This is a genomic window from Xanthomonas sp. AC360 (assembly GCF_979258225.1).
In genome coordinates, this window is the sequence record NZ_OZ409846.1 from 2,856,558 (window position 1) to 2,883,447 (window position 26,890).

Annotated in this window: 21 protein-coding genes, 1 other RNA gene, 1 pseudogene and 1 riboswitch; of the genes and pseudogenes, 8 read left to right on the forward strand and 15 right to left on the reverse strand. The window is 65.1% G+C overall.

The window, feature by feature from the left end; genetic code table 11:
- Nucleotides 1-205: 205 nt before the first annotated feature.
- The 3 genes and pseudogenes from ACZZ0O_RS12325 to gcvP form a co-directional block, all read right to left on the reverse strand.
- Nucleotides 206-1,060, reverse strand: coding sequence for an aldo/keto reductase (locus tag ACZZ0O_RS12325; RefSeq protein ID WP_463590892.1), 855 nt, complete (start codon nt 1,058-1,060; stop codon nt 206-208).
- A 115-nt stretch (nt 1,061-1,175) separates the two neighbouring features.
- The gene (locus tag ACZZ0O_RS12330) at nt 1,176-2,846 is read right to left on the reverse strand and encodes a carboxylesterase/lipase family protein (protein WP_463590893.1); all 1,671 of its coding nucleotides are present in this window, start codon (nt 2,844-2,846) and stop codon (nt 1,176-1,178) included.
- A 373-nt stretch (nt 2,847-3,219) separates the two neighbouring features.
- Nucleotides 3,220-6,101 (reverse strand): annotated as a pseudogene (gcvP, locus tag ACZZ0O_RS12335) (aminomethyl-transferring glycine dehydrogenase).
- A gap of 99 nt (nt 6,102-6,200) precedes the next feature.
- Nucleotides 6,201-6,315: riboswitch (glycine riboswitch) on the reverse strand.
- Between the two features lie 269 nt (nt 6,316-6,584).
- Between gcvP and ACZZ0O_RS12340 the strand changes: the two are divergent.
- Nucleotides 6,585-7,838, forward strand: coding sequence for a multidrug effflux MFS transporter (locus ACZZ0O_RS12340; protein WP_463590894.1), 1,254 nt, complete (start codon nt 6,585-6,587; stop codon nt 7,836-7,838).
- Nucleotides 7,839-7,854: 16 nt separating this feature from the next.
- On the forward strand, nt 7,855-8,259 hold the full coding sequence (locus tag ACZZ0O_RS12345) for a hypothetical protein (protein WP_055845632.1): 405 nt from the start codon (nt 7,855-7,857) through the stop codon (nt 8,257-8,259).
- Between the two features lie 112 nt (nt 8,260-8,371).
- Here the strand turns inward: ACZZ0O_RS12345 and ACZZ0O_RS12350 are convergent.
- The 7 genes from ACZZ0O_RS12350 to ACZZ0O_RS12380 all read right to left on the reverse strand — a co-directional run bounded on the left by ACZZ0O_RS12350 (nt 8,372) and on the right by ACZZ0O_RS12380 (nt 17,456).
- Nucleotides 8,372-8,448: non-coding RNA, sX9 sRNA (locus tag ACZZ0O_RS12350), on the reverse strand.
- A 42-nt stretch (nt 8,449-8,490) separates the two neighbouring features.
- Complete coding sequence (locus tag ACZZ0O_RS12355; protein ID WP_463590895.1) at nt 8,491-8,796, reverse strand: hypothetical protein; 306 nt, start codon at nt 8,794-8,796, stop codon at nt 8,491-8,493.
- A 158-nt stretch (nt 8,797-8,954) separates the two neighbouring features.
- Nucleotides 8,955-10,913, reverse strand: coding sequence for an XVIPCD domain-containing protein (locus ACZZ0O_RS12360; RefSeq protein WP_463590896.1), 1,959 nt, complete (start codon nt 10,911-10,913; stop codon nt 8,955-8,957).
- Between the two features lie 132 nt (nt 10,914-11,045).
- Nucleotides 11,046-13,064 (reverse strand): M2 family metallopeptidase, encoded by a 2,019-nt coding sequence (locus tag ACZZ0O_RS12365; RefSeq protein ID WP_463590897.1) that lies wholly within the window; start codon nt 13,062-13,064, stop codon nt 11,046-11,048.
- Nucleotides 13,065-13,200: 136 nt separating this feature from the next.
- Nucleotides 13,201-14,862, reverse strand: coding sequence for a phosphoethanolamine transferase (locus ACZZ0O_RS12370; protein WP_463590898.1), 1,662 nt, complete (start codon nt 14,860-14,862; stop codon nt 13,201-13,203).
- The gene (locus ACZZ0O_RS12375) at nt 14,859-15,623 is read right to left on the reverse strand and encodes a phosphatase PAP2 family protein (protein ID WP_463590899.1); all 765 of its coding nucleotides are present in this window, start codon (nt 15,621-15,623) and stop codon (nt 14,859-14,861) included. Before ACZZ0O_RS12375 ends, ACZZ0O_RS12370 begins: the two co-directional genes overlap by 4 nt.
- Nucleotides 15,624-15,722: 99 nt before the next feature.
- Nucleotides 15,723-17,456: an ArnT family glycosyltransferase gene (locus ACZZ0O_RS12380; RefSeq protein ID WP_463590900.1), complete on the reverse strand. Its 1,734-nt coding sequence runs from the start codon at nt 17,454-17,456 to the stop codon at nt 15,723-15,725.
- A gap of 146 nt (nt 17,457-17,602) precedes the next feature.
- Between ACZZ0O_RS12380 and ACZZ0O_RS12385 the strand changes: the two genes are divergently transcribed.
- Both ACZZ0O_RS12385 and ACZZ0O_RS12390 read left to right on the forward strand, forming a co-directional pair.
- Nucleotides 17,603-18,319, forward strand: a complete 717-nt coding sequence (locus ACZZ0O_RS12385; RefSeq protein ID WP_055845616.1) for a response regulator transcription factor — start codon at nt 17,603-17,605, stop codon at nt 18,317-18,319.
- Nucleotides 18,312-19,610, forward strand: a complete 1,299-nt coding sequence (locus tag ACZZ0O_RS12390; protein WP_115553257.1) for a sensor histidine kinase — start codon at nt 18,312-18,314, stop codon at nt 19,608-19,610. Before ACZZ0O_RS12385 ends, ACZZ0O_RS12390 begins: the two co-directional genes overlap by 8 nt.
- Nucleotides 19,611-19,796: 186 nt before the next feature.
- Here ACZZ0O_RS12390 and ACZZ0O_RS12395 read toward each other — a convergent pair whose 3' ends face one another.
- From ACZZ0O_RS12395 to ACZZ0O_RS12415, 5 genes are all read right to left on the reverse strand, one after another.
- On the reverse strand, nt 19,797-20,294 hold the full coding sequence (locus ACZZ0O_RS12395) for a hypothetical protein (protein ID WP_463592445.1): 498 nt from the start codon (nt 20,292-20,294) through the stop codon (nt 19,797-19,799).
- 150 nt (nt 20,295-20,444) lie between these two features.
- Nucleotides 20,445-20,702, reverse strand: a complete 258-nt coding sequence (gene minE / locus ACZZ0O_RS12400; protein ID WP_005994583.1) for a cell division topological specificity factor MinE — start codon at nt 20,700-20,702, stop codon at nt 20,445-20,447.
- 2 nt (nt 20,703-20,704) lie between these two features.
- A complete protein-coding gene (minD, locus tag ACZZ0O_RS12405) occupies nt 20,705-21,514 on the reverse strand; it encodes a septum site-determining protein MinD (RefSeq protein ID WP_055845610.1) in 810 nt (269 codons plus the stop codon).
- 35 nt (nt 21,515-21,549) lie between these two features.
- Nucleotides 21,550-22,296: a septum site-determining protein MinC gene (gene minC, locus ACZZ0O_RS12410; RefSeq protein WP_055845608.1), complete on the reverse strand. Its 747-nt coding sequence runs from the start codon at nt 22,294-22,296 to the stop codon at nt 21,550-21,552.
- A gap of 2 nt (nt 22,297-22,298) precedes the next feature.
- Nucleotides 22,299-22,898: a GNAT family N-acetyltransferase gene (locus tag ACZZ0O_RS12415; protein WP_055845605.1), complete on the reverse strand. Its 600-nt coding sequence runs from the start codon at nt 22,896-22,898 to the stop codon at nt 22,299-22,301.
- Between the two features lie 231 nt (nt 22,899-23,129).
- Here ACZZ0O_RS12415 and ACZZ0O_RS12420 point away from each other — a divergent pair, with 231 nt between their 5' ends.
- The 4 genes from ACZZ0O_RS12420 to ACZZ0O_RS12435 all read left to right on the forward strand — a co-directional run bounded on the left by ACZZ0O_RS12420 (nt 23,130) and on the right by ACZZ0O_RS12435 (nt 26,821).
- On the forward strand, nt 23,130-24,326 hold the full coding sequence (locus ACZZ0O_RS12420) for a sensor histidine kinase (protein WP_463590901.1): 1,197 nt from the start codon (nt 23,130-23,132) through the stop codon (nt 24,324-24,326).
- Nucleotides 24,326-24,967: a response regulator gene (locus ACZZ0O_RS12425; protein ID WP_005990002.1), complete on the forward strand. Its 642-nt coding sequence runs from the start codon at nt 24,326-24,328 to the stop codon at nt 24,965-24,967. The genes ACZZ0O_RS12420 and ACZZ0O_RS12425 overlap by 1 nt, the downstream gene beginning before the upstream one ends.
- 7 nt (nt 24,968-24,974) lie before the next feature.
- A complete protein-coding gene (locus ACZZ0O_RS12430) occupies nt 24,975-25,118 on the forward strand; it encodes a transcriptional regulator (protein ID WP_115527308.1) in 144 nt (47 codons plus the stop codon).
- Nucleotides 25,119-25,636: 518 nt separating this feature from the next.
- Nucleotides 25,637-26,821: a polyketide cyclase gene (locus ACZZ0O_RS12435; protein ID WP_055845596.1), complete on the forward strand. Its 1,185-nt coding sequence runs from the start codon at nt 25,637-25,639 to the stop codon at nt 26,819-26,821.
- Nucleotides 26,822-26,890: the final 69 nt, after the last annotated feature.

Sequence of the window (26,890 nt, forward strand, 5' to 3'; positions counted from 1 at the left end):
GCGGGCTGGGATGCTAGCGATCCAACCGAGCCTGGGAGTGGCGCTGTTAAACGAGTGTGTCTACATGCGAACGAACACTCACACACACACGGCGCACAACGCAAAGCGTGCGCTACCGCGCGCTGTGTAATGCCAAACACACCACGCGCATGCTGCGAACATCGCCACATCCGCGATGTGTATTAGGCCGCGTGTGGTGTTTGATCTACAACAGATCCAGCGGCTGTTTGCGCGTGGGCGGCGGGAACGCGCCATCCAGTGCGGCAAGATCTTGCGCATCCAGTTGCAAAGTGCACGCCGCCGCGTTCGCGCTCACATGTGCGGGTGTACCCGATTCGGGAATGGCGATGACCTGGCCGCTGCGGATCGCCCACGCCAAAGCCACCGCGGTGGCGGCCACGCCACGTCGTGCACCGATGGCATGCAACACCGGGTGATCGAGCAATGCGCGGCTACCCAGTGGCGAGTACGCCATCACCGTGACCTCATGCTCGGCGCACCACGGCAGCAGATCGAATTCGATCCCGCGGCTGCCGGCGTGATACAGCACTTGATTGACCAGGCAGCGCTGCCCGCCATCGATGCGCCACAGATCCTGCATGTCGTCCACATCGAAATTCGACACGCCCCAATCGCGGATCTTGCCGGCGTCGCGCAAAGCTTCGAACGCAGCGACCACTTCGGCAAGATCGCTCCCGCCGCGCCAGTGCAGCAGATACAGATCCAGGGTGCGCACGCCAAGCCGCTGCAGGCTGGCTTCGCAGGCGCGTGCAATGCCACGCGCGCTTGCATTGCTCGGCAACACCTTCGACACCAGATACGGCGGTTGTGCGCTGTCGATGGCCTGGCCGATCAACTGCTCGGAACGGCCGTTGCCGTACATTTCGGCGGTGTCGATCAGCCGCATGCCCAGTTGCTGGCCGGTCAGCAGTGCTTCGATCTCTTGCTGCGGCGGATGCCGGCCCTGGCCCAGGTTCCAGGAGCCCAGGCCAAGCGCTGCGACGCGACGCCCGGTGCGCAGCAGCACCTCGGGGCAGGGGGATGACGTGGATGTGGACATGGAGCACTCCCGTAACGGTGATTGCATGTAACTGAGCGAAGGCCGGCACGTGGGGCCAGCGGCATCTGCGTCATCGGCGTGTCTGGATGCAGCTGCGGCCTCGTCTAGGACACGCTCATCGTTGACCATCGCGTGTGAGGTCTTGCTGATGCTGTTGCGAACGCGCAGGTGGCGGAGCTGCAGCGGCCTGCGCCTGTGCATCCCAGAACGTGCAGCGATGGCGCTGTACGAAGTCGGGCGTGACGCCGATCCTGTGTGGCGACACCGTCAACGGTGTGTCGCCATCGAAGCGCGGCCACGGCGGTCGCCCGCCACCATTGGGGTCGCCAGTACGAGCAAACGCGCCCCAATAGTCCTGCAGGGTGTCGGAAAACGCCTGTTGCGCGGCACTGAACTGCGGGTCGCCACTGAGCACCCAGGCGCGCTGAAACAGATGCGCCAGTTCGGAGGCGTGAAACGCGCCCAATGGCCGCGAGAACGGCAAGCGCCACAGGCCGTACGGCGCCTGCGGGTCGTCGAACTCATAGGCATACACCGCGGCATGCGTGCGCAACGCTTGCCCAAGCCGGCGCGTGGGGCAGGCGAAGCCGCCGTCGGTGACGATGTCGGCAAACGCTTCCCAGCGCGACTGCGTCGCGACATCTGCGTAGTGCGCCATGATCGGTGCCGGCGCCGCATACATGCGCTGGATGCGCGCTTCATAACCGCTGCGCAGCGTGAGCTTGCCGATGTAGGACAGCAGTTGGGCGAACAGGCGTCCCTCATCGCGGTTGTTGCCGATCAGGACCGGGACTTGCGCATGCTGCGCGTTGGCAATCGCTTCGGCGGGCACTACCGGCAGCACATCGCCGCCGGCCATCGGCGCCCAGGCATCGCTGCCGGTCAAGCCGCGGCGCTGCGGTGTTGCATCGGCCAGTGCCTCTGCAGGAAGGTCACGCAGACACGCGGCCACATCGCTTGCCCGCTCGCAGCCAAGCGTCTGTGCCATGCGCGTACCGCCGCGCTCGGCCTCGGCGCGCGTCAAGCTCGAATCGGATGCAAGACAGCTGCCGCTCTGCAGAATCGCACGCTGAAACAGGCCACGCGCGCCTGGCGACGCGAGCTGGTAACAGATGCTCCACGCGCCGGCGGATTCACCGAACACGGTGACGTTGTGCGCATCGCCGCCGAATGCAGCGATATTGCGTTGTACCCAGTGCAATGCGGCCTGTTGGTCCAGTAGCGCATACGCGCCTTTGCCTTCGCCACGCAGACTCGGGTGCGCGAAGAATCCGAAGACCCCCAGCCGATAGTTGGGTGCCACCACGATGACATTCTGCCGCGCTGCCAACGCACTCAGGTCGTAGTCGGCATTGCTGCCCAGCTCCAATGCTCCACCGTAGATCCACACCATGACCGCGCGCGGGTGTGCCGGCGCAGGGCCGGGCGGTGCGTAGATGTTCAGCGTAAGGCAGTCTTCGGAGACCTGCTTTTGCCCGAAGCGATACCGCGGCAGGCAGGCGGGCCCGGCCTGCGTTGCATCGCGAACATCCTTCCACGCCGCTACCGGTTGCGGTGCATGGAAGCGCAGCGCGCCCACCGGCGGCGCTGCGAACGGCACGCCCAAAAACGCCTTGCCGTGTGCGCTGGCCACACCGCGCACCACGCCCGCATCGGTCTGTACCAGCTCGGCACGCGCGTCGGGCGCATGCACCAGCGCTGGTACCTCGCCGGGGCGACGTGGCGCGCAGCCGAGTAGCAGGGTGGCTGCCAACAGCAAGGTGCCGAGATGTTTCAGTGCAAGCATGCGCAAGGTTCTGCCATAAGGGGAGGCGTTCGCCATCATCCCCAGCGCATGTGTAGGCGAGGCAAACGCGCGCGCAGTGCGCGCGTGGCATCCGTTGGTAGCTGCGATCGGCGATGGCTCTGAAGCAAAACAATGTAGACGCACCTCTACGAGGGCAGTTTCAATAAAGGGCGGTAGCTCCCGCAGCGGCTCTGGTAGCGAGCGTGTCGCTGTCAGCATGTGGATACCGCGCGGTCATTAGTCGTGCTGCAACTGGCGCGCAGTCGCCATGAATGTTGCCCCTCTCGCGCATCTGGCTCGCATCGCATGACGCAACAAAAAACCCGGCTGTTTCACCAGCCGGGTGTGATGGTTGCCGCGTCTGTCATGCCACTCAGACCTCGGCGTCTTCCTTGTACGCATCCACCGGGATGCAGGCGCACATCACGTTCTTGTCGCCATAGACGTTGTCCACGCGTGCCACCGGCGGCCAGTACTTCTGCTGCTTGAGGCTCGGCAGCGGGAAAGCGGCCAGCTCGCGCGGGTAGGCATGGGTCCATTCGCTGGCCGACACCTGCGTGGCGGTGTGCGGGGCGTGCTTGAGCGGGTTGTCGTCGCGGTCCAGGCGGCCGTCTTCGATGGCGCTGATCTCTTCGCGGATCTGGATCATCGCGTCGATGAAACGGTCCAGCTCATGCTGCGATTCGCTTTCGGTCGGCTCCACCATCAAGGTGCCGGCGACCGGGAAGCTCAGCGTCGGCGCGTGGAAGCCGAAGTCGATCAAACGCTTGGCGATGTCTTCGGCACCGATGCCGCTGGTCTTTTCCAGCGGCCGCACATCCAGGATGCACTCGTGCGCCACCAGACCATTACGGCCGGTGTACAGCGTCTTGTAATGCGGTGCGAGCCGCTTGGCGATGTAGTTGGCGTTGAGCAATGCCACCTGCGTGGCCTTGCGCAACCCGCCACTGCCCATCATGGTCACGTACATCCAGCTGATCGGCAGGATGGAGGCCGAGCCATAGCTGGCCGCGCTGACCATGCCCACATCGCCTTCGCCGCCCAGCGTGCGCGGCAAGAACGGCGCCAGATGCGATTTGACCGCACACGGGCCTACGCCCGGGCCGCCGCCGCCGTGCGGGATGCAGAAGGTCTTGTGCAGGTTGAGGTGCGACACATCCGAGCCCCACTTGCCGGGCTTGGCGCAGCGCCGACCAGGGCATTCATGTTGGCGCCGTCGGTGTAGACCTGGCCGCCATGCGCATGCACCGCTTCACAGATCGCCACCACGTCTTCTTCGAACACGCCATGCGTGGACGGGTAGGTGATCATCAGCGCGGCCAGACGATCGGAATACTTCTCCGCCTTGGCGCGGATGTCTTCGACATCGACATTGCCGTTGGCATCGCACTTGGTGACCACCACCGTCATGCCGCACATCTGTGCGGAGGCCGGGTTGGTGCCATGCGCCGATTCGGGAATCAGGCAGATGTCGCGATGCGCCTCGCCACGCGAACGGTGATAGGCGCGGATCGCCAGCAGGCCGGCGTATTCGCCCTGCGCGCCGGAATTAGGCTGCAGGCTCACCGCGTCGTAGCCGGTGCACTCGACCAGCATCGCTTCGAGTTCCTCGATCAGCTGCGCATAGCCGGCCGATTGTTCTGCCGGCGCCAGCGGATGGATCGCGCCGAATTCCGGCCAGGTCACCGGGATCATTTCGGCGGTGGCGTTGAGCTTCATGGTGCAACTGCCCAGCGGGATCATGGTGCGATCCATCGCCAGATCCTTGTCGGCTAGCGAGCGCATGTAGCGCAGCAGTTCGTGTTCGCTGTGGTGGGTATTGAATACCGGGTGTGTCATGAACGGGCTGGTGCGTAGCAGGCCTTGCGGCAATGCATCGGCGGTGGCCGCATCCAGCGCATCGATGTCCGCCTGGGCACCGAACAACTGCGCCAGCGCCACCACATCGGCGCGCGTGCTGGTTTCGTCCAGGCTGATGCCCACCGCTTCGCTGTCGATGGCACGCAGGTTGATGCCGGCCGCACGCGCACGTGCATGGATGGCATCGGCATCGATCGCCTTGACGTGCAGCGTGTCGAAGAAATGCTCGCCGACGCTCACGCCAGCGCTACGCAGCGCGGCAGCCAGGATCGCGGCCAGGCGATGGGTGCGACGGGCAATGCGGGTCAGACCATCGGGGCCGTGGTAGACGGCGTACATCGAGGCCATCACTGCCAGCAGCACCTGCGCGGTGCAGATGTTGGAAGTGGCCTTTTCGCGGCGGATATGTTGCTCGCGCGTCTGCAGGGTCAAGCGATATGCGGGGTTGCCGGCGGCATCGATCGATACGCCGATCAAGCGGCCCGGCATGGAGCGCTTGTACGCGTCGCGGCAGGCCATGAAGGCCGCATGCGGGCCGCCAAATCCGAACGGCACGCCAAAACGCTGCGAGTTGCCGACCACGATATCTGCGCCCCATTCGCCGGGCGCGGCGATCAGGGTCAGGGCAAGCAGATCGGTGGCCACCGCCACCAGGCCGCCCTGCGCATGCACCGCATCGGCCAGCGCGGCGTGGCCGCCGATGGTGTCGAAGTGAAGCCGGCCGAAGCTGTCCGGATACTGCAGCAGCACGCCGAAGCACTCGGCCTGCAAGGCTTCGTCCGGGGTGCCGACGCGCAACACGATGCCCAGCGGCTCGGCGCGCGTGCGCAACAGTTCCAGCGTCTGCGGATGCACCGCGTCGTGCACGAAGAAGATGTCGGATTTGGATTTGGCCGAACGCTTGGCCAGCGTCATCGCTTCGGCCGCAGCAGTGGCTTCGTCCAGCAACGAGGCGTTGGCGATCTCCATGCCGGTCAGATCCGCGCACAGGGTCTGGAAGTTGATCAACGCTTCCATGCGGCCCTGCGAAATCTCTGCCTGGTACGGCGTGTACGCGGTGTACCAGGCGGGGTTTTCCAGGATGTTGCGCAGAATGACCTTGGGCGTGTGCGTGCCGTAATAGCCCTGGCCGATAAAGGTGCGCTGCACCTGATTCTTGCTGGCGATGGCGCGGATCTTGGCCAGCGCTTCTTCTTCGGTGATCGACTCGGGCAGCGCCAGCGCGGCCGGCGACTTGATGTTGCCCGGCACGATGGCGTCGGTCAGCGCATCCAGCGAGGCGTGGCCGACCACGTCCAGCATCTGCGCGATTTCTGCGTCGTTAGGGCCGATGTGGCGTTCGACGAACGCGCTGTGGTGTTCGAGGTCGCGCAGGGAAGACGAGGTCTGGGACATGGCGGGCATCCGGGTCAGGGGGCAGACGAATGGTCGACACGTCTCCTGGCCGGCCCGGCGCGCACAGCGCACCGCGACCCGCCGCAGCGACGGTCTTCCTCGCGCCCCTCTGTCCTTTTGCCTGAGAGTTTAAAAACGCGGCCTGGCCATTGGCCTGCCTGCGTTCCGTGCCCCTTCGGCGCCGGCATCGGCCGGTCTCTCCAGAGTTGTACTGCGGATGGTATCGGGCCTGAGCGATTACGGGCTGTTGCGCCTTCGGCAGCGGCAGTGCCGCTTCTCCCACCGTGTTGCCGGGCCGATTATAGCGTGGGCCTGCGCCACCTGGCGCAACCCCCGGGCCGATCGCACCTTGGTTGCCGCACTTGCGTCTGCTTAACCTTGCAACGGCGAGCGCCTATCATCTTCTCCCTTGTGCTCATCCCGGCGCCGCAACTCGCGGATGCCGGCGTGCGTCCCCCGATGCACCACGTTTCGGATTCCTGCATGACCCCCACCACGCCTTCCACCCGTCGCATGGCGCTGCTGCTCGCCGGGCTGGCGATGTTCGGCCCGTTCTCCATCGACACCATCTTCCCGGCGTTCTCGCGGCTCAGCCGCAGCCTGGCGGTGGACCAGGTGGCGATCCAGCAGACCATCAGCGTCTACCTGCTGGCTTACGGGGTGATGAGCATCGCGCATGGGCCGCTCTCCGACGCCTGGGGCCGCAAGCGGGTGATCCTGGGCGGGCTGGTGCTGTTCATCGCGGGCTCGATCGGCTGCGCGCTGTCGCAGGATCTGCCCACGCTGCTGGCTTTTCGCGCGTTGCAGGGCCTGTCGGCCGGCGTCGGCATGATCGTCGGCCGTGCGGTGATCCGCGACCTGTTCCATGGCCCGGACGCGCAACGGCTGATGAGCCAGGTGTCGATGATCTTCGGCATCGCGCCGGCCATCGCGCCGATCATCGGCGGCTGGATCCTGCTCAGCGGCGCCGGCTGGCCGCTGATCTTCTGGTTTCTGATGGTGTTCGGGCTGGTGCTACTGATCGCGACGATGCTCTGGCTGCCGGAAACCCACCCGGTGGAAGCGCGCACGCCGCTGCAGCTCAAGCGCTTGCTGCACGACTACGTGCGGATCGGCTTCAACCCGCGCTTCCAGCGCCTGGCGGCGGCCGGTGCGTTCAACTTCGCCGGCATTTTTTTGTACATCGCTTCGGCGCCGGTGCTGATCATGCAGCACCTGCATCTGGGCGAAGGCGACTTTGCCTGGTTGTTCATTCCCACCATCGGCGGCATGACGCTGGGCTCGTTTTTGTCCGGGCGCATGGCCGGACAGATGAACCCGGTGCGGCAGATCCGCATCGGCTTCATCTGCTGCGGCGTGGCCGCGCTCGCCAACCTGGGCTATACCTTGTCGGTGGCGCAGATCGCGCTGCCATGGGCGGTGCTGCCGATCTTTCTGGCCGGTGTCGGCATGGCGTTGATCTTCCCGATCCTGGCACTGGCGGTGCTAGACATGTACCCGCAGCAGCGCGGCCTGGCGTCGTCGCTGCAGGCCTTCACCCAGTTGATGACCAACACGGTGGTAGCCGGGGTGCTGTCGCCGCTGCTCAGTGAACACCCCCGGCATCTGGCGATCGGCATGACCGGTTTTTTCCTGCTGGGCTGGCTATTCTGGCGCTGGGAGCGCCGCAGCGGCCGCCGTCTGCGGCACCGCCAGGCCACCGAGGCAGTGCCTCTGGAGCCGGCCGACCATCTTTGACCCTACAGGAGCCTGCATGTCCACCGATTCCAAGTTGCGCCGCGATGCCCGCAAGCGTGCAACCGAGCGCCAGCGCAACCAGGCCGCCGCCAAGGCCACGGCCGAATCGCCGATCGAAGCGCATGCCGAACTGCGCGACCAGCAACGCACGCTGCTGGCCGGCATCGTCCGCCGCGACGGCGAATGGGTGCTGGGCATGGATGGCCGCATCGCTGGCGAAAGCACCAGCGCCGCGCAGGTGTTGACGCTGATCATGCGCGCCGCCGAACTGCACGAACGCCAGGGCACCCCCGTGCGCCTGACCTACTCGGACGCGCTGAAAGATGCCGCGCATGCCGAGGCCCAGGCCGATGGTATGGAGTTCGAACAGTTCAAGGCCCGGTTGAGCGAGCGCTTGCAGGGTGGCGCGAAGCTCAACTGAAGTACGTTCGCTGAGCGCCTTCGTTGGCGCGTGGAGTTGCGAACGGATCACTCGCCTGCGCCCACTGCACGGGCGCGAGCGTCACCTCCGTCGCTTGTCTGCTGCTTAGAGTGGCTAACAGAACGTGGCGAGCAGTCGTCAGGTGAGTGTGGACGGCGCGCTCAGAACCGACATGTACGCGTGGTACATCCCGCACCGAGCACTGGCCGCGCGCGCCTGGCGGCTATGGAGTCATTTTGTTAGCTGCTCTTGGGCGCCGCGCCGTAGTAGGCGGCAAAGCATCCAACCGCACGCCAGCAGCACGGTCACCATCGTCATCACCACCAGTGCGGTGTCAGTGGTCAGGCGCCAATGCGCGATGCAGGCAAAAGAACGATGCAAGTAAGTGCTGATGGCCGAGGCGGTCAGCCCAGGCGCGTCCCAGCAAAACGCGATCACCAGGTGCCGCAGGAACAGCAGCAGCGCCGCAGCCGCCGCGATGCATCCGCTCGCACTGGCGCAGATCGCCATCCATCGAAAACGCTGCAGGGCGATCATTGGCGCCACAGATGGCCCATCACGTGGCGCGCAGCATCAGGTGCGCGCGAGCCGGCGGTACCTCCCGATCCAGCACGCTGTGCCGACACGGCGGCTGGCCGCACGTGATCGGAGTTTGTCGACCTGCGCAATCACGTGCGACCGACCAGCGCGCGCGCTCAGCGCGCCTGCGCCTGTCGCTGCGTTTCCTGCTGCAACACCTGCGCCTGCGCAGCGGCATCGCGCTCCGTGCCTGGTTCCAGTGCCTGCAGGCGTTGCAGGCTGGCGGCCACGGGCTCTTCCTGCGCGGCCTTGGCATCGAAGCTGCCCCGTAGATGCGCTGGCGAGTCGAGTGCTCCCTGCACCACGAAACCACGCGCCGGATCGTTGCCGAGCACCACGTGATCGACCCGCTGCAAGCCATGCTCGCGTGCGGCCACCACCGACCCCATGGCCAGGCGTTCGCTGTCCATGCCGGCCGCGGGGCCGGGTGTCGCTTGCAGGCGCTCCACTGCTGCCGTGCATTGCTGCAGCAGGGCATGATCCGCATGCGCTGGATCGCGCGGGTCCGGCAGTGCCTGGGCGGCGTCCGCCGGCCGCGGCAGCACGGTGGCATCCACACGCTGCAGCTGGCCGTCGTATTTCCCGTCGGCGCCGTCGGCGATACGCTGCAGCCGCTCGGCGAACCCATAAGGCGATCCACCTACATTGCGGGCCATCGCGATCGCAAACTGCTCTGGCGACTGCGACTGCGACTGCGACTGCGACTGCGCCGGGGCGTTGCGGTCGCCGACCAGTGAGGTCAGCGCGCTGCCGCCGATCTTGCTGGCGTCGGCGCTGGTGCGCGTCTGTTCCAGCAGCGCCTGCATCTGTGCCTCGCTGAATTCCAGCGTGGTCTTCTGTCCTGGCGCGATCGCGCCGGTGCCTGTCATCTCGCCGCTCAACGCGCTGTTAAGCGTCTGCGCGATCGCCTTTTCCTCACTGGCCTCGTTGCGCCCGCCCAGGCGCTGCAACAAGCCCGGCGCCGCCACATCGCCATCGATCTCGAAACGGTAGCTGCGCTGCTCCACGCGTTCGGCAGCGTTGCCGTCGTACTGGCGCACGATCGTCAGCGGCACGTTGTCGCCGTATTGCAGCTGCTGCACCACGGCGTAGCCGTCCTGGCCCGGCGTGCTGATGCGCACCTGGCTGCCTTGGTTGCGGTTGCCGGCAACATCGGCGCTGAGCGGGCCCAGTTCCAGCTGCAGACGCTGCTGCGAGCTGAAATTGATGCGCTCCAGCGTCTGCATCTCATCGACGCCGGGCACGCCCGGTGCAAGCTTGCCTTCGCGGACGAACTCGCCCATGGCCGCGCGCGCACGCGGATCAGCCAGATCGAACTGCGCGCTGTGCACTTGCGACTGGCCCAGGGAGTCGGCGCGCCCGAGCAGGGCCTGCGCCGGTCCGGCCTTGACGCCAAGCGCATTCACCGCCTCGATGGCCGCGTTCGGCCCGGTCACCACACGCACGTGGCGCTCGTCGACGCGTTCGATCATGTAGCTGCGGCCGCTGGCTTCGGTGATCTTGCTCTGCGTGGTGAGCCCTCGCAGACTCGCCGAAGATTCGCTCTGCACAAAGGTTTGGGTGTCCATCACCGCGCGCGCGCCGATCGGAAGGCTCTCCGGCTGCAGCGGATTCACCTGTCTGGCGGCCTCTAGCGGTTGGTCCACACCGGGCAGCGTCAATGCGTAGCGCATGCGCTGCCCGGCACTGGCGCCGGCCTCGATGCTCAGCTTGCTGTCGCCGAGCGTGGATTGCAGACGTTGCTGCTGGCCGGTCTGCGCGTCGGCCTCAAGGCTGAAAGTGGTGGTCTTTGCGTCGGCATCGCTGAGACTGCCTGCGCTCAGCGAGCCACCGCCACGCAGGCTGGTCTGGCCTAACGGCTGCGTCGGGCTGCCGCTGTTCTGCTCGCTGGTCTGCGCATACTTGGCCGACTGTTCTGCCGGGTTGACCGAGACGGTGCTGCTCCCAACTTTCGCCGCGTATTCGCTGTTGGAGCTGCTATAGGTCGGGTTGAATGCGCGATCGTTCGCGTCGTCGATGACCTGCTTGTTGCGGTCCACATCGCGCGCGTCCGGGCCGGTGGAGGCGTTGCTCATTGGGATGCTTCCTGCATGCTGCGCCTGGGCAGCGGGCGCGCAGTATATCGGCAGCGTTTTAGGCGTTTATCAAAGGAATGTTATGCGGCGGCCTGGGTGATGGCCGCCGCATGCCGCAGGCAAAGTGGCGAGTCAGCGCAATGCGGCAGGCGCAGGCGCGTTGCTCGCGGCAGCAGGCGCGGTTGCCTGCCAGCCGCACAATTGGCCCTGATTCTGCTGCTTGAGCCATTCGCTCATCGGTGCGAAGTACTCCAGCATCGGGCCGGCGTCGAGTTTCTCGCTGCCGGTGAGTTCCTTCAGCGTGGTCTGCCAGGGCTGGCTCGATCCACGTTGCAACATCGACCAGAATTTCTGCCCTGCATCCTTGTTGCCGTAGAAGCTGCACTCGTACAGCGGGCCTTGATGCCCGGCCGCATCGCACAGGCCCTTGTAGAACTGAAACTGCAGGATATGCGCCAGAAAATAGCGCGTGTACGGCGTATTGCCCGGCACGTGATATTTGGCGCCGGCATCGAAGAAGTCTTCGCCGCGCGCGGTCACCGGCGCCACGCCCTGGTACTTGGCCTTGAGTTCCCACCAGGCCTGGTTGTAGCGCTCCGGCGGAATCGAGCCATCGAACACGCCCCAGCGCCAGCGGTCGATCATCAAGCCGAACGGCAGGAAGGCGACCTTGCTCAAGGCCATGCGCATCTGCGAGTTGATCAACGCTTCGCGCCCGGCCTGCTGTTCGCCGACCATGCCGATCGACTGCAGATACTTGGGCGTCATCGCCAGCACGATGGTGTCGCCGATCGCTTCGTGGAAGCCGTCGTTGGCGCCGTTCTGAAACAGCGGCGGCAGCGGGTTGTAGGCCAGGTCGTAATAGATGTGGCCGAGCTCGTGATAAATGGTGGTGAAGTCTTCTTCGGTGGGCTTGATGCACATCTTGGTGCGCACATCGGCACCGATGTTCTGGTTCGGCTCGCCGCCCATGTTCATGTCCCACGCGCTGGCATGACAGACCACATCGCGGTCCAGCGGCTTGATGAACTGCGAGCGTTGCCAATAGGTGTCGGGAAGCTTGGGCATACCCAGCGAGGTGTAGAAATCCTGCGCGCGCTCGGTCATCTGTTTGGCGGTGCGCAGTTGCGCCTCGCGCTCGGCATTGAAGCGTGCCGCCGTCCCGCCGTCGCCGCCGGTGTTACGCGCCAGTACCGCGCTCAGATTGCCCTGGTACTGTTTTTCCAGCGCGGAGGTGATGTCCAGATCGCCGGCGCCGGGGTAGGGCTGCAGCAGATCCCACAGATTGCTCCAGTCCTGCTGCCACATATTGCCCATCAAATGCGCCGGCAACAGACCGCCGGCCACTTCGCCCTTGTCCTTGCCGTACTGCGTATCGAGCTTGCCGCGCGCGTAGCACTGCAGCTGCGCATACAGCGGTTTGACTTGCTCCCACAACCGGTCGGTCTCGCTGGCCAACTGCGCCGGCGGCATGTCGTAGCCGCTGCGCCACATCACCCCGACATCGGCAAAGCCGTTGCCGCGCGCGCCTTCGTTGGCCAGCTCGACAAAGCGCTGGTAGTCCTTGCGCATCGGCTGGGCGGTGCTATGCCAGCCCTGCCAGGCATCGAGTTGTTCGGTGTAGTCGCGGCTGCTGGCCAGCACTTGTTCCAGCTCGCCGAGCTGGCGGCAGCGGCGTTGTTCGCCATCGCCCACGCAGTAACTCCCGGCGCCGTAGTCGCCTTCCATCTTGGCGGCGATGCGGGTGAGTTCAGCCAGTTTGGCCGGGTCGCGCGGTGCGGGTAGGGCGCTCATCAGTTTGAGCAGCTGCAGTGCGCGTGCGCTGTCTGCCGACATCGGCGTACCGACGTACTGCTTGGATTGTTCGATCCAGCGATCCAGCTGCGCCAGCGAACGCTCGTTGGCCTTTGCGGCCAGCAGCTGCGAGTCGCCGTTGATGTAGGTCGACGACAGCCACTGCGCGGCAGTGACTTCCGGGTAGGCGGCCTTGTACTCGGCGCTGATGCGCGCGACGAACTGGTCGGCGCTTTCGGCAGGCGCGGTGTTGGTCGCTGCCGGTTTGGCTGGCGGCGGGGCATCCTTGCGGCAGGCCGACAGCGATAACGTGCCGGCGGCCACAGCCAATGCCAGCAACAGCAGACGAGGATTCACGGGTGGTCCTTGCAGTGAAGTCCGGCGAAGGCTAGAGCGCGCGAGGCTTCAGGGCAAGCGGTGCTTCATGGGCAAGCGGTGCCGGTGCGGATGCCACGCAGCGGCAATGGATCCCGCCGTTGGCGGTCCGGAACGCTCAACCTTTCCCCGTGCACGGCGCAAACACGTCGCGTTCGCGTGCATACACGCTGGTCTTGACCTGCATCAGGCCCAGCACCGAGGGGAATAGCGCGTCCTGATCGGTGTATTGCCCGGCGCGATGGCGCAGGCAGGCCTCATCCAGGCCACGGTCGCGCGCAAACTCCGGCGAGAACCACATCACCATTGGTACGTGGGTCTGCTCCTTCGGTGCGATGGCATACGGCACGCCATGCAGATACAGGCCCTTCTCGCCCAGCGACTCACCGTGATCGGAGAGATAGATCATCGCGGTGTCGTAGTCGGACAAACCACGCAATGTATGGATGGCCTGATTGAGGAAATGATCGGTATAGCCGATGGAGTTGTCGTAGGCGTTGACGATGCTCTGACGGCTGCAGCTACCCAGATCAGCGGTCTTGCACACCGGCTTGAAGCGCTCGAACTGCGCCGGGTAACGTTCGAAATAGCTGGGGCCGTGGCTGCCGAGTTGATGCAGCACCACCACGCGGTCGCCGGGCTTGGCACGCACTTGCGCCGCCAGATCGCGCAACAGGATTTCGTCCATGCAACGGCCATCGGCGCACAGCTCCGGCGTGGTGGCATCGTCCAGCTTCTGGATCTCCAGCCCCTCGCACACGCCCTTGCAGCCGGACTGGTTGTCGCGCCACAGCGTGGAGATGCCGGCGTGTTCAAGCACGTGCAAGAACGACTGGTGGCCGCGGATCATGTCTTCGTTGTAATCACGGCGGCCGAACGGTGAAAACATGCAGGGCACGGACACTTCGGTGCTGGTGCCGCACGAATGCATGTCCGGGAAATTGATCACGCCTGCCTGCGCCAGTTCCGGCGTGGTCTGGCGCGCATAGCCGCTGAGGCCCCAGTTCTGCGCACGTGCTGTTTCGCCCAGCACCAGCAGCAACAGACGCGGGCGGCTGCCAGCAGCGCGCGGCGTGGCGATGGCGTCATGTTCGATCGGCTGCTTGGGCGCACGCTTGATCGGCGAATCGGACTTGAGGTTCTGGCGCAGTGCGACGATGTAGTTGATCGGCGTGGCCAGGTAGCGCACTTCGCGGTGATTGCGCATCAACGCTGAGATATCCTGCGATGACAGCATGGTGCCGGCGGCACCCACCACCGCTACCGCCAGCAAGAAGCCGACCCGCACCAGCAGCGACTTGCCCATGCTGCGTGCACGCAAGCGCGTACGCCACAGCAGCACGGTGGGAATCAGGAAGTAGCACAGCAGCGGAAAAATCAGCCCCGGCGTGAGCAGCTCGCGCGATTCCTTGTGGTCGGTATGCAGCACGTTGCGCAGCATGTCCGCATCCAGATAGACGTTGTAGCTGTCCATGTAGTGCGCAGCCAGCGCGGTGGTGAACAGCAGCAGGGTCAACAGCGGTTTGGCGTTCCAGCGCCACACCAGCAGACCCAACAACAGCGCGTGCACGGCGACCAGTAGCGCCATCAACGAAATGGCAAACCCGATACTTCCCGGGTGCGTGGCCATTGCCGTGCGCCAGAACAGCTGATTGCATACCAACGCGAAAAACACGCTCGCCAGCAACACCAGCGCTTCGGTCGACACGATCGGCCGAGTACTCCATGTCAGCGCGCGCGTGCTGGTGCGCCCGCGCGGTTCCGGTAACCAGGTGCTCATGCTGCATCCCCCGATGGCAACATCGAATCAGACGTGCGATGTGGCCGAGCCAGCATCACGCAGTACAACCCCAGTGCCGTCAGCCAGCACACTGCCAGCGACCATACATCGTGCGAGAGGAAATGCGCGCCGCGCAGTTGCTGCGCAACGCCGAAAACGAGACCTGCTGCCAGCCCTATCAATAAACCTGGAACGCGCCACGCAGGACGCAGCGACAACGCACAGAAATACAGTGCGACCCACGCATACCCGGCACTGGCATGGCCCGCCGGAAAACAACCGGACGCGGCAATGCCCTGGCGCGATTCGAACAAGCCGATCATCGCCTGCGTGCCGCCATATCGGCTCAGATCCCACGGGCAATCCATTGCGGTCCACGACTTGAGCAACGACACCAGCGAGGTCGACAACGCGATCGATGCGGCTAGATAGGTGAGGGGCCAACGCAGCACGCGCAAACGCGGCCTGCACCAGGCAGCCACCGCCAGAATCACGACGCTGACACCCGCAGCGGTACTCAACCCTCTGCCGATGCGATGAATCACGCCACTGGTAAACCAGTGGTCCTTGAGCAGCCAGTGCCCGCCTTCCAGCCGATACAGCGCATCGGCAATCCACTGGTCGCCGCCCGCGCCCATCAACAACGCGCTGACCAACAGCACAGCCGCCAGCGGCATCCACAGATGGCGAACGAAGAAGCGCGCCTGCACATCACGGGCGGTGCGCGCCAAAACTGGCGCGTGGACGGGAAGCGTGCTCATCGAGATGTCGGCCTGTGTCATTGCCCGGCATCTTCGAAACCCGGATGTCGGAGAGCGGTCGGACTGAAGTTGCCCAGCCGTTAACCCGACACCAAGCGTTCAGTCTGTGTCGCCGTCGCTACCGGTTTGTTCGCTGTCGGACGCCGTGGTGATGCAACCGGCGTGCCACGCGGTGCCTGGCACCAATTGCCATTGATTGCGATTGGATTCGCCGATATCGATGCGTTGCGCCGGATCGATGCACGCCGGTACAGCCTGCTTGAGCACGAACAACCAACGTTTTTCTGGCGCCTGCGCAAGCCAAGGGCCTGCCTTGTCCCATTGCTGCTGCCAACTCGCCTTGAAGCCGAAATCGGTCACCGCGCGGTCGACCTGCAGCAGGTTCTGCTCGCGCCAGGCCAGCATGCCCAGCTCGGCATCCGGGCCGATACGCTGGCCGACGCGCTGCATCAGCCGCGCGGACGAACTGTAAGGGTCCAGCGCGGGCATCAAGCCCAGGCCGTACACGCTCCACAGCGCCGCCGTCATGACCACCACCGCGGTGCCAGCGCGACGACCGCGCGACCACGCCAGCGCCGCCACGCCGACGATGCCAAGGCCGATCAGCCAGAAACCCACCGACTGCAACGACGCCAGCTCCATGCCGCGCTTCAGCGCGGTGTTTTCGGCCCAGTGCAGATGCAGCGCAATGCCGGCACCCAGGACCAGGCCGGCAAGTGCGAGCAGCAGCACATAGCCGGTGAGCAGCACGCGGACACCGCGACGGCGCAGCAGCCCGGCTAGCAACGGCGCCGCTGCCACGCACAGCGCGGGCAGCATTGGAAAGATGTAGACCTCGCGCTTGCCCGGGCTGGCACTGAAGAACAGCAGCACCAGCACGCTCCACGCCAGCAGCAGCACATAGCGCGGGTCGCCGCGACGCAGCCGCCGCCACCACGCCGGCAGCAGCCACGGCAACAACAGGCAGCCCGGCAGCCACAGCGTGGCGATCACTTGCAGGTAGTACCAGAACGGTTTGACGTGATGCCAGGCGTGCGCGTAACGCGTGCCGGTTTGCTTGAACAGCAGCTCATGCGCGTAAGCGTGCAATTGCGGGTCGTCGCTGTGCAGCAGCGCGATGCCCAGCGGCCCCAGCCAGACTGCGGTGCCAGCCAAAAACGCCGGCAGTACCAGCAGCCAGCTGCGCCCGGCCTGCGCCCGCGCCGGCAGCACGCTCCAATGCCGGCGCGGCAGCGCCATCCACGGCAGCAACAGCAGCAGCGGCAGGAAGCCGACGCCCTTGGTCACCGTGCCGACGCCAGCGGCGAACAGGCCCAGCGTCCACGCGCGCCAGTCCGGCCCGCGCAGCACATGCCGCAGCAGCCCCCACAGCGACAGCGTGGTCAGCGCCACCAGCACCATGTCGATCTGCGCACGTTTGGCCATCAAGCCGAACTGCAGCACCGCAAATAACGCCAGCACCGCGTAGCCGGCCACGCGCCGGTTCCACAGCCGGCGCGTCATGTCCCAGGTCAGCCACAGCGTTGCCAGCGCGGCCAGCAGCGAGGGCAACAGAAACGCGACAGACCAGTGCGGCACCAGCTCATAACTCGCCGCCTGCAGCCACATGAACACCGGTGGCTTTTCCGCGTACAGCTCGCTGCCACGGTGCGGCAGCAGCCAATGGCCGCTTTCGACCATGGTGCGTGCGGCCAGCACAAAGCGCGGCTCATCCGGCGGATTGGGTTGGCGTAGCCCGAGCCCGGCCAGCAGGCTGACGACGATCAGCAGCAACGCGGCAAGCAACGCGCGCCGATGAGGGAGAGAGGCAGAGCTGGCAGCCGACAAGTGCATGCCCCGATTAAAAGGGGCCGAACGATAGCTGGCAAGCAGGTCGGAGTTTTGTCGGAACGCGCGCCGAGCCGCTTGGAGCGGTCGGGTTCGGCTCGGCTCGGTTAGGATGCGCAAACCGTCCCTGTCGGGCTGTTCTGGAAACCGCCATGCGGCTGCTGGTCATCGAAGACAACCGCAACATGGTTGCCAACCTGTTCGACTATTTCGAAGCGCGCGGGCATACCCTGGACGCAGCGCCCGATGGCGTTACCGGCCTGCATCTGGCCACCACCCAGCAGTACGACGTGCTGGTGCTGGACTGGATGATGCCGCGCATGGACGGGCCGGAGGTGTTGCGCCGCCTGCGCGAGCAGCATCAGTCCGAACTGCCGGTGATCATGCTGACCGCGCGCGACGAATTGCCGGACAAGATCGCCGGCTTCCGCGCCGGGGCGGACGATTACCTGACCAAGCCGTTCGCGCTGCCCGAGCTCGAAGTGCGCATCGAGGCCTTGCTTGCGCGTGCACATGGCCGCCGCCGCGGCAAGCTGTTGCAGGTGGCCGATCTGCGCCTGGATCTGGCCACCCTGGAGGCCACCCGCGACGGGCAGGTACTGCACCTGTACCCGGCCTGCCGCAAATTGCTGGAAGTGTTAATGCAGGCCAGCCCGGCCGCCGTCACCCGGCAGCGCCTGGAACAATCGTTGTGGGGCGACGACCCGCCCGACGGCGACATGCTGCGCTCGCATATCTACGAATTGCGCCGCAGCGTGGACGGCCCGTTCGCGCAGAAGCTGATCCATACCCTGCCACGGCTCGGCTACCGTTTGGCAGAACTCGATGGCGCCAGCGAACCGACGAGCAGCGATCGCGCCGATGGCTAAGCCGCGCCCGTTGGGACGTCGGGTCATGGTGTGGTTGTTCGGCTACACCTTGCTGATGACGTTGGCGGTGTTCGGCACCGCGCAATACCTGCACGAGCGCGCCGAGCATGGCGTGTGGCGCTCGCTGCTCAACTCGGAACTGGACAGCATCCTGGACAGCAGCGCGCAAAGTCCCGGTTACCACTGGCAGGATTCGGACACCTTGCGGTTGTATCGTCTCGATGGCAGCAAGCCCGTGCCGCCGTTGTTACGCACCTTGCATCCCGGCCTGCATGAGCGTGACGTCGATGGCCGCCCGAGCGCGTTGATGGTGCGCGACACGCCGCATGCGGGTCGCCTCGTGCTGGTGCTGGATATCACCGATTTCGAAGCGCTGGAAAAATTCCTCACCCGCTGGATGCTGGCCGCCGGGATCGCGCTGATCGGCATCACCTTGCTGATGGGCGCTTACGCAATGGCCCGATTGGTGAGCCCGTTGGTGAAGCTGGCCCGCGACATCGGTGCGCTGCGTCCGGAACGCCGTGCGCAACAGATTGCCGTGGGCGCGCAGGGCAGCGCCGAGTTGTACGTCATCGCCGATGCGCTCAACGATTATCTGGAGCGCAACGGCCAGTTCGTCGAGCGCGAACGCGCCTTCATCGACAGCGCCAGCCACGAGCTGCGCACGCCGATTGCGGTGATCGGCAATGCGGTGGAACTGGCCTTGGAGCAACCCGGCACGCCGCCGGCGGTGCGCCATCAATTGCAGCGCATCGCACAGACCAGCGCATCGGTAGAGCAACTGATCACCTTGTTGCTGGTGCTGGCGAAAGACCCAAGCCGGCTGGTGGGCAGCAGCGATACGTTGCGGCTGGATCATCTGATCCCGGACATCGTCGCCGACCACGCGCATCTGTGCGCAGACAAGGATCTGCAGCTGGTCATCGACCCGTTGCCGCCATGCAGCCTCACCGCCCCGGTCGCCATCGTGCAGACCGCCATCGGCAATCTGCTGCGCAATGCGATCGAAAACAGCGACCGCGGCATTATCCGCATCACCCTATCGGCGCCCGGCATGGTACGCATCGCCGACCCGGGCCACGGCATGACGCCGGAAGAGATCAGCGCGATCTACGCACGCCTGGCGCGCGGCAATGCACGGCAGGGCAACGGCATCGGTCTGGAACTGATCGGGCGGCTGTGCGAGCACCTGGGCTGGAAACTGAGCCTGGAATCCGATGCAGGGCAGGGCACCGTCGCGACGCTGGATCTGTTCGGTGCCGTGGCCGCGATCGAGCCCACACACGCATAGCCCTCAGCGTGCGCACTGCCTGCATCGCAAGACGGTGCAGCGCACGGCGCACGCTGCGACGGCATGCTGATCGCGCACGTTGATCTGCAGGCACAGGCAATAGTCCTCAGCCTGCACCCCAAGCCATGCAAGCGTCTTGCCCCTTGGTGGGCGCCACAGCGCGCACCGCACCATCATGCAGCCAGCTCAGACCGGCAGCAGCCCGCGTTCGTGCAACCAGCTGCGCGCGTTCTCCGCATCCTGCTCGAACCAGGCACGGGTGGACCCCAGTCGATAGGTATAGCCCCAGGCATCCATGTCGGCCATCAGCCGCGCACTGCCCACGCCCGGTAACTGGTCGGCCAGCAGAATCTGCAGGTAGCAGGTGGCGTCTTCTTCATCCACCGAATCGGTGGCATCGGTATGTACGGCGGCGCGTTTGTCGGCAGGCAGCACGATCAGGTGCCCGGCTTCATGCAGCATCGAATGCACCGGCGTGTCGTCGCGCACATAGACATCGCAGCCGATGATGCCCGCTTCCGGTTCGCCCCAGAAACTGCCAGGAATCGGCGCGTCAGCGTCCACGCGATTCAGGCGCAGGCCATACCGGCCAAGCAAGGCTGCCGGTGCGTCCAGGCCGATATCGGCCACGCACAGCACAGCGGAAGCATCGGACGCGGAAGCAGGATGTGGAATCACGCGCAGTGGCTCGCGGTCGGGCGCGCCGCAATGGCGCGTAGTGGGGCAGAAACCAAAACGGCACCGTGCGAACACGGTACCGTCAGGAGGACAATGCGGCGACCGCCACACAGCGCGCAAGCGTCTACGGGCTGCACGCTGGCGGCAATGACCGCGTTACTTGTCGCCGTCTTCCGGCAGGGCGACTGAAATATCCAGCACGTCGTGCTCGCCGTCCTTGACCAGATCCACCCGCACCGCATCGGCATCGATGTTGACGTACTTCTTGATCACTTCCAGCAATTCGCGCTGCAGCAGCGGCAGGTAATCCGGCCCGCCACGGTGGTTGCGCTCCTGCGCAATGATGATCTGCAGGCGGTTCTTGGCCGTCTCGGCGGTGTTCTTCTTGCTCTTGAGAAAATCGAGCAGGCCCATGCTTAGCCTCCGAACAGCTTGCTGAAGAAGCCTTTCTTCTCCACGGATATGAATCGCATCGGGCGCTCTTCGCCCATGATGCGTGCGACCGCGTCGTCGTAGGCCTGGCCGGCCGGGGACTCGCCATCCAGGATCACCGGCTCGCCCTTGTTGGAGGCGTTGAGCACGTCGCCGGACTCGGGGATCACACCGATGGCCTTGAGCCCCAGCACTTCTTCCACGTCGGTGATGCTGAGCATCTCGCCGCCTTCCACGCGGCCCGGGCTATAGCGGGTCAGCAACAGGAACGCCGGTACCGTCTTGCCTTCTTCGGCCTTGCGGGTCTTGGAATCGAGCAGGCCGATGATGCGGTCGGAGTCGCGCACCGAGGACACTTCCGGGTTCACCACCACTACGGCGCGGTCGGCGAAATACATCGACAGGAACGCGCCTTTTTCGATGCCGGCCGGCGAATCGCAGACGATGTACTCGAAGCCGTCGGCGGCCAGGTCCTTGAGCACCTTCTCCACGCCGTCCTGGGTCAGCGCATCCTTGTCGCGGGTCTGCGAGGCAGCCAGCACGTACAGGTTGTCGAATCGCTTGTCCTTGATCAGCGACTGCTTGAGCGTGGCTTCGCCATGCACGACGTTGACGAAGTCGTACACCACGCGCCGCTCGCAGCCCATGATCAGGTCCAGGTTGCGCAAACCGACGTCGAAGTCGATGACGGCGACCTTCTTGCCGCGCCGTGCCAGCCCGCAGGCCAGGCTCGCGCTGGTGGTGGTCTTGCCGACGCCGCCCTTGCCGGAGGTGACTACGATGATTTCAGCCAAAGGATTTCTCCGAATATTTCTGTGGTTGGGCCGCGTCAATCAAGCGCAGCGATCTTGATCTGATCCTGCTCCAGCCAGACCTGGACGGCCTTGCCACGCAGGTCCATGGGAACATCGTCCAGCACCTTGTAGTGGCCAGCGATGGCGACCAGTTCGGCGTGGAAGTCGCGGCAGAAGATGCGCGCGTCCGGGTTGCCCTGCGCGCCGGCCAGAGCGCGGCCACGCAGGGTACCGTAGATATGGATGCTGCCGTCGGCGATGACCTCCGCCCCGGCGCCGACCGTATTGAGTACGGTCAGGTCGCAGTTTTCCGCATACAGCTGCTGGCCCGAACGCACCGCATTGCGTTGCATGCGGCCCGGCGCCGGGCGCGCGGCCGGCGCTGCGGGTTCGGCGCGTGCCGCCGGCGGCGGTGGAGGCGGTGGGCTGACCGCGGTCGGCTCGTATTGCGCGCGGAACTTTGCCAACAGCGGCACGCCGAGTTGTTGCGACAGTAGGTCGATCTCGCTGGTGCCGTAAGCCAACGCTACCGGCAGCACGCCAGCATCGCGCAGGCCATCCAGCAGCGCCTTGGCGGTGGCCACGTCCGGCACCTGCGAGAGGCCGCCGAAATCCAGGATCACCGCCGCCCGGCCGAACAGCTTGGGTGCGCGGGTCACGCGCTCGCGCATTTCCTGCACCAGGCGCGGCACATCCAGCGTCCGCACGCGCAGGTTGGCAATGCCCACCTGGCCGATCTTGAGTTCGCCGGCCTGTTCAAAATCCACATTCACACTCGACACACTCAGCTCCCCGTCGATGGGTTGTCGGTGGCGGCGGCATGCCGCGGCCGGCCGACCCACGGCAATTCTTCGGGCAACTTGCCGCCATAGGTCTCCTTGACCCACGGATAGCTGCTCATGTCTTTCATCAGCATGCTCGCGCGCACTTCCACGTCGGGCATGGTGTTCTGGCCGACCTCGCGGAAGCCGAAGCTGCCATGGAACAGCAACGCCGCATCGGCGCCGTGGTCCAGGAACACCTCGCAGGCCAGCTGCGGGTAGCGCAACTCGGTGTAGCTCTGCACATCGGCATAGAACGCACGCCCGACGCCACCGCCGCGACGGCGGCTGGCGACCACGATGCGGTCGATATAGAAGAATTCCGGATGACGGTCCCGGAACCAGGCGAAGTTGCTGCTGTCATGGGCACTGCCGCTACCGAACCCGACCAGGAAGCCGGCCAGGTTGCCGTCGCGCTCGGCGACGCGGAAATATTCGGCCTGTTCGTAGAAGCGTTGCAGCTTGTTTGAATCCAGCGGCAGGATCGCCAGTCCGGCATTGTTGTTCAGGGCCAGGACGGAATCGAGCTCGTGCTCGCGCACGTCGCGGATGACGATCGACATTGGGACTCCGTGGGGTAACGCTCTCGATCCGAAATCGGATCTGCGTCGGATTATTACATGCGTGGCCTGAAGCGGCGACCTGCCGCGTGCGCCCCGGCGCGCAAGTCGCCTTCGCGCAGGGCAACGCGCATGCGCAAACCCGGCCCGGCCGGCAGGTACGTGCAGGCGAACACGTGCATGCATGACTTCCGGCAAGAGGGCAGCGGCGGCGCTTGGGCCTAAGATGCCAGCATGTTGGGATACCTCAGTCATACGCGCGTCCTGCGCTTCGCCGGCCTGTTCACCTGGGCGATGATCGCCATGCCGTTGGTGTACACGTATTGGCCCGCTGCCGAAGAGGGCGACCACCGCAGTGCGGCGGAAGGTCTGCTGATGTCGACGGTTTTCGTCGGATTTGGCGCCAGCTACTTCTGGCTGACCCGTGGCTTGAGCGGTGGCGGACACGCCCATTGGTACGATCGGCTGATCCTGCTGCTGCTCACGATCTTCGCGCTGGCGGTCAGCTATCTAAGCGGAACCGGGCTGGGCAGCATCCTGATGATGGTGGCCGCCGGTGTGATCCCCTGGTTGCTGCCGCTGCGCATTGGCGTGGCTTGGTTGGTGCTCAGCCAGCTGGCTGTGCTGCCGGTCTTCTATTACTTGCGCCCGGATTTCACTTTGTTCGCTGCGCTGATGCAGTCGTTGTTGTACGGCGGTTTCTCGATGTTCATTTTCGTGACCAGTCTGGTGGCGCGCCAGCAGACCGATGCACGAGAAGAACAGCGCCGGCTCAACGCCGAACTGCGCGCCACCCGCGCGCTGCTGGCCGAAAGCGCACGCATCAACGAGCGCACCCGCATCTCGCGCGAGCTGCACGATCTGCTCGGTCACCATCTCACCGCGCTCAGCCTAAACCTGGAAGTGGCCGGCCACATCACCGATGGCCAGGCGCAGGAACACGTGCGTCAGGCGCACACCCTGGCCAAGCTGCTGCTCACCGATGTGCGCGAGGCGGTCAGCCATTTGCGCGACAGCGGTGCCATCGATCTGGAAGCGGCGCTGCGCCCACTGGTGACCCAGGTCCCGTCGCTGGACATCCATTTGGATATCGCCCAGCCGCTGACCCTGGACGACCCCGAGCGGGCGCACGTGCTGCTGCGCTGCACCCAGGAAATCATCACCAACGCGGTGCGCCACGCCGGCGCGCGCAATCTGTGGATCCAGGTGCGGCGCGATGCGGATACCGTGCTGATCGACGCCCGCGATGACGGCCATGGCGCCGATGCGGTGGCGCCCGGCAACGGACTGCGCGGCATGCGTGAACGGCTCAACCAGTATGGTGGCAAGCTGGAAATCCAAACCCGGCGCGGCGACGGCTTCGGCCTGCGCATCTGCGTTCCAGGCGCGCCGGCACTGATGCCTGCGGCCGTTACTCAAGGAGTGTTCTGATGATCCGTGTGTGCCTGGTCGACGACCAAACCCTGGTGCGCCAGGGGATCCGCTCGCTGCTGGCGCTGGACAACGGCATCGAGGTGGTGGCCGAGGCCTCGGACGGCAAGCAGGCGGTGGAGCAGATTCCGCAGATCCAGCCGGACGTGGTGCTGATGGACATGCGCATGCCGGTGATGTCCGGCCTGGAAGCCCTGCAGATGCTCTCGCGCAACGGCACGCTGCCGCCGACCATCATCCTGACCACCTTCGACGACGACCAACTGGTGCTGGCCGGGCTCAAGGCCGGCGCCAAGGGCTATCTGCTCAAGGACGTGTCGCTGGAACAGCTGGTCGGTGCGATCCGCACCGTGGCCGACGGCGGCTCGCTGGTGCAGCCGGCGGTCACCCAGCGCCTGCTCTCGGGCCTGGAGCACATGCGTAACGAGTTCGTCAGCCTGGACCGGCCCGATCCGCTCACCGATCGCGAGACCGAGATCCTGCGGCTGATGGCGAGTGGCTTTTCCAACAAGGAAATCGCCAATTCGCTGGGCGTGGCTGAGGGCACCATCAAGAATCACGTGTCCAACATCCTGTCCAAGTTGGGCGTGCGCGACCGCACCCGCGCGGTACTCAAGGCATTCGAGCTGCAGCTGGTCTGACGGCAGGATGTCTCGCCCGGCGCAGCGCGCCGGGCGTTCGCGGGCGCGCAAGCCTGCGGCTTGCAGGCAGCGCCTGCTCACCCTGTCCAAACTGGGCGTGCGCGACCGCACCTGTGCGGTGCTCAAGGCGTTCGAGCTGCAGCTGGTCTGACGGCAGGATGTCCCGCCCGGCGCAGCGCGCCGGGCGTTCGCGGGCGCCTAAGCCTGCGGCTTGCAGGCAGCGCCTGCTCACCCTGTCCAAGTTGGGCGTGCGCGACCGCACCTGTGCGGTGCTCAAGACGTTCGAGCTGCAGCGCGTCTGACGGCATTGCTGTCGTAACGCAATGCCGCCCTGCACGGCGATTGCTGCGCGATGCGGTATCGCGGTCCTGCATGCATTTTTATGCGGTTGCGTTGCGCCGAGTGGGGCGGTGACACACCCCTCAATGCCTTTGGCTAACGCGGCATCACACGCACGCAGCGCGCGATGTGCATGATGACTGCGCGCAATTGGCGCAAACCCTTGTACAGACTGGGATTGCGCAGTTCCGCAACAGCGCCGCGTGCGCTAAATGACACCGCAAGACCGCGCTACCCGTCGCACAACTGAACATCTTTCTCGAAGCCTGCTAGGATGGTGGCTTCGCTTCACTCAACCCGGCCGTGGGATCGGCCCCGGAGACCTCCTGAATGACCCGTATTATCGAGTTCCTGATCGCCTTGGGGATCGTGGCTGGCTTGTTTGTCGTGGTGGGCTTGGTGTTGCCCTCGGAGCGGCAGATGTCCGAGAGTGTTGAGACCAACCGCAGAATGACGATTGTTTACGACACCGTGAACAGCTTCCGTCGTTTCAAGGATTGGAACCCGCTTGTGCTGCGTGACCCGAAGATCCAGCTGAAGCTGGCCGGCCCGGAAGAGGGCAAGGGTGCACGCGTCGAATACAGCTCCACCGAGGGCTATATCGGCAGCGGCAGCTGGGAAATTAAAAACACCGTCAAGAACGAGCGTGTTGAGATCGCGATCGAAGATCCCACCAAGGGCTACGACAAGGTCACCAATTTCACTCTGGCTCCGACCGGCAAGAACAACAAGAACGTCAAGATCACCCAGGACTACAGCGTCAAGTACGGCTGGAACCTGTTCGGTCGTTATGCGGGCTTGTATGTCAGCCGCCACGTGGGCGACGACCTGAAGCTGGGACTGTCGCGTCTGGCAACCGCATTGGCCACCGTGCCGAATTTCGACTACCGCGCGCAGCTGGACGGCAAGCCGGTGTTGAGCGATCTCAAGATCGTCGATGTGCCGGCCGAGGACCTGTTGGTCGTCACCGCGGGCAATATCGATCGTGATAACGAGACGATCAAGAAGTCGATCAAGGACAACCAGGAGTGGATCAAGCGCGTGATGGACGCCAATGGTCTGGAAGCTGCTGGTCCGGTTCGGATCGTCACCACCGACTTTGCCAGCGACAAGTACGCGTTCGACGTCGTGCAGCCGGTCCGCAAGCGTGCCGGTGGCGCGCCGAAGGCCGATGCCAAGACCGACACCGCCAAGACCGACGCCAAGAAGGACGACGCCGCAGCAGCTGCTGCACCTGTCGATGCGACACCGGTTGCCGCAACGGGTGAAGAGCTGAAGCTCAACATCCCGTCCGAAGCTCCGGTGAAGTACGAGCGCACCAAGGCACACCGTTCGGCATTTGCTACCTACGCAGGCCATATGGCCGGCCTGGACGCCGTCCGCAGCTCCCTGCGTGCCTGGTCTGCCACCGGCGGCAACGACGTGACCGAACGTCCGTACGAGTCCTGGAAGGGCGGCGTGGACAAGTCGTTTACGCAGGACGGTACCTATGACGTCTACTGGGCCATCAAGTAATCGTTTCACCACGATGATCTGATCCAGACGAAAACGCGCCGCAGTCTTGCGGCGCGTTTTTTTTGCGCC

What these genes read in the sequence shown, in the direction of transcription:
- ACZZ0O_RS12325 (WP_463590892.1), bottom strand. Translation starts at nt 1,060, where the DNA reads ATGTCCACATCCACGTCATCCCCCTGCCCCGAGGTGCTGCTGCGCACC.
- ACZZ0O_RS12330 (WP_463590893.1), bottom strand. Translation starts at nt 2,846, where the DNA reads ATGCTTGCACTGAAACATCTCGGCACCTTGCTGTTGGCAGCCACCCTG.
- ACZZ0O_RS12340 (WP_463590894.1), top strand. Translation starts at nt 6,585, where the DNA reads ATGACCCCCACCACGCCTTCCACCCGTCGCATGGCGCTGCTGCTCGCC.
- ACZZ0O_RS12345 (WP_055845632.1), top strand. Translation starts at nt 7,855, where the DNA reads ATGTCCACCGATTCCAAGTTGCGCCGCGATGCCCGCAAGCGTGCAACC.
- ACZZ0O_RS12355 (WP_463590895.1), bottom strand. Translation starts at nt 8,796, where the DNA reads ATGATCGCCCTGCAGCGTTTTCGATGGATGGCGATCTGCGCCAGTGCG.
- ACZZ0O_RS12360 (WP_463590896.1), bottom strand. Translation starts at nt 10,913, where the DNA reads ATGAGCAACGCCTCCACCGGCCCGGACGCGCGCGATGTGGACCGCAAC.
- ACZZ0O_RS12370 (WP_463590898.1), bottom strand. Translation starts at nt 14,862, where the DNA reads ATGAGCACCTGGTTACCGGAACCGCGCGGGCGCACCAGCACGCGCGCG.
- ACZZ0O_RS12375 (WP_463590899.1), bottom strand. Translation starts at nt 15,623, where the DNA reads ATGAGCACGCTTCCCGTCCACGCGCCAGTTTTGGCGCGCACCGCCCGT.
- ACZZ0O_RS12380 (WP_463590900.1), bottom strand. Translation starts at nt 17,456, where the DNA reads ATGCACTTGTCGGCTGCCAGCTCTGCCTCTCTCCCTCATCGGCGCGCG.
- ACZZ0O_RS12385 (WP_055845616.1), top strand. Translation starts at nt 17,603, where the DNA reads ATGCGGCTGCTGGTCATCGAAGACAACCGCAACATGGTTGCCAACCTG.
- ACZZ0O_RS12390 (WP_115553257.1), top strand. Translation starts at nt 18,312, where the DNA reads ATGGCTAAGCCGCGCCCGTTGGGACGTCGGGTCATGGTGTGGTTGTTC.
- minE (WP_005994583.1), bottom strand. Translation starts at nt 20,702, where the DNA reads ATGGGCCTGCTCGATTTTCTCAAGAGCAAGAAGAACACCGCCGAGACG.
- ACZZ0O_RS12415 (WP_055845605.1), bottom strand. Translation starts at nt 22,898, where the DNA reads ATGTCGATCGTCATCCGCGACGTGCGCGAGCACGAGCTCGATTCCGTC.
- ACZZ0O_RS12420 (WP_463590901.1), top strand. Translation starts at nt 23,130, where the DNA reads ATGTTGGGATACCTCAGTCATACGCGCGTCCTGCGCTTCGCCGGCCTG.
- ACZZ0O_RS12425 (WP_005990002.1), top strand. Translation starts at nt 24,326, where the DNA reads ATGATCCGTGTGTGCCTGGTCGACGACCAAACCCTGGTGCGCCAGGGG.
- ACZZ0O_RS12430 (WP_115527308.1), top strand. Translation starts at nt 24,975, where the DNA reads ATGTCTCGCCCGGCGCAGCGCGCCGGGCGTTCGCGGGCGCGCAAGCCT.
- ACZZ0O_RS12435 (WP_055845596.1), top strand. Translation starts at nt 25,637, where the DNA reads ATGACCCGTATTATCGAGTTCCTGATCGCCTTGGGGATCGTGGCTGGC.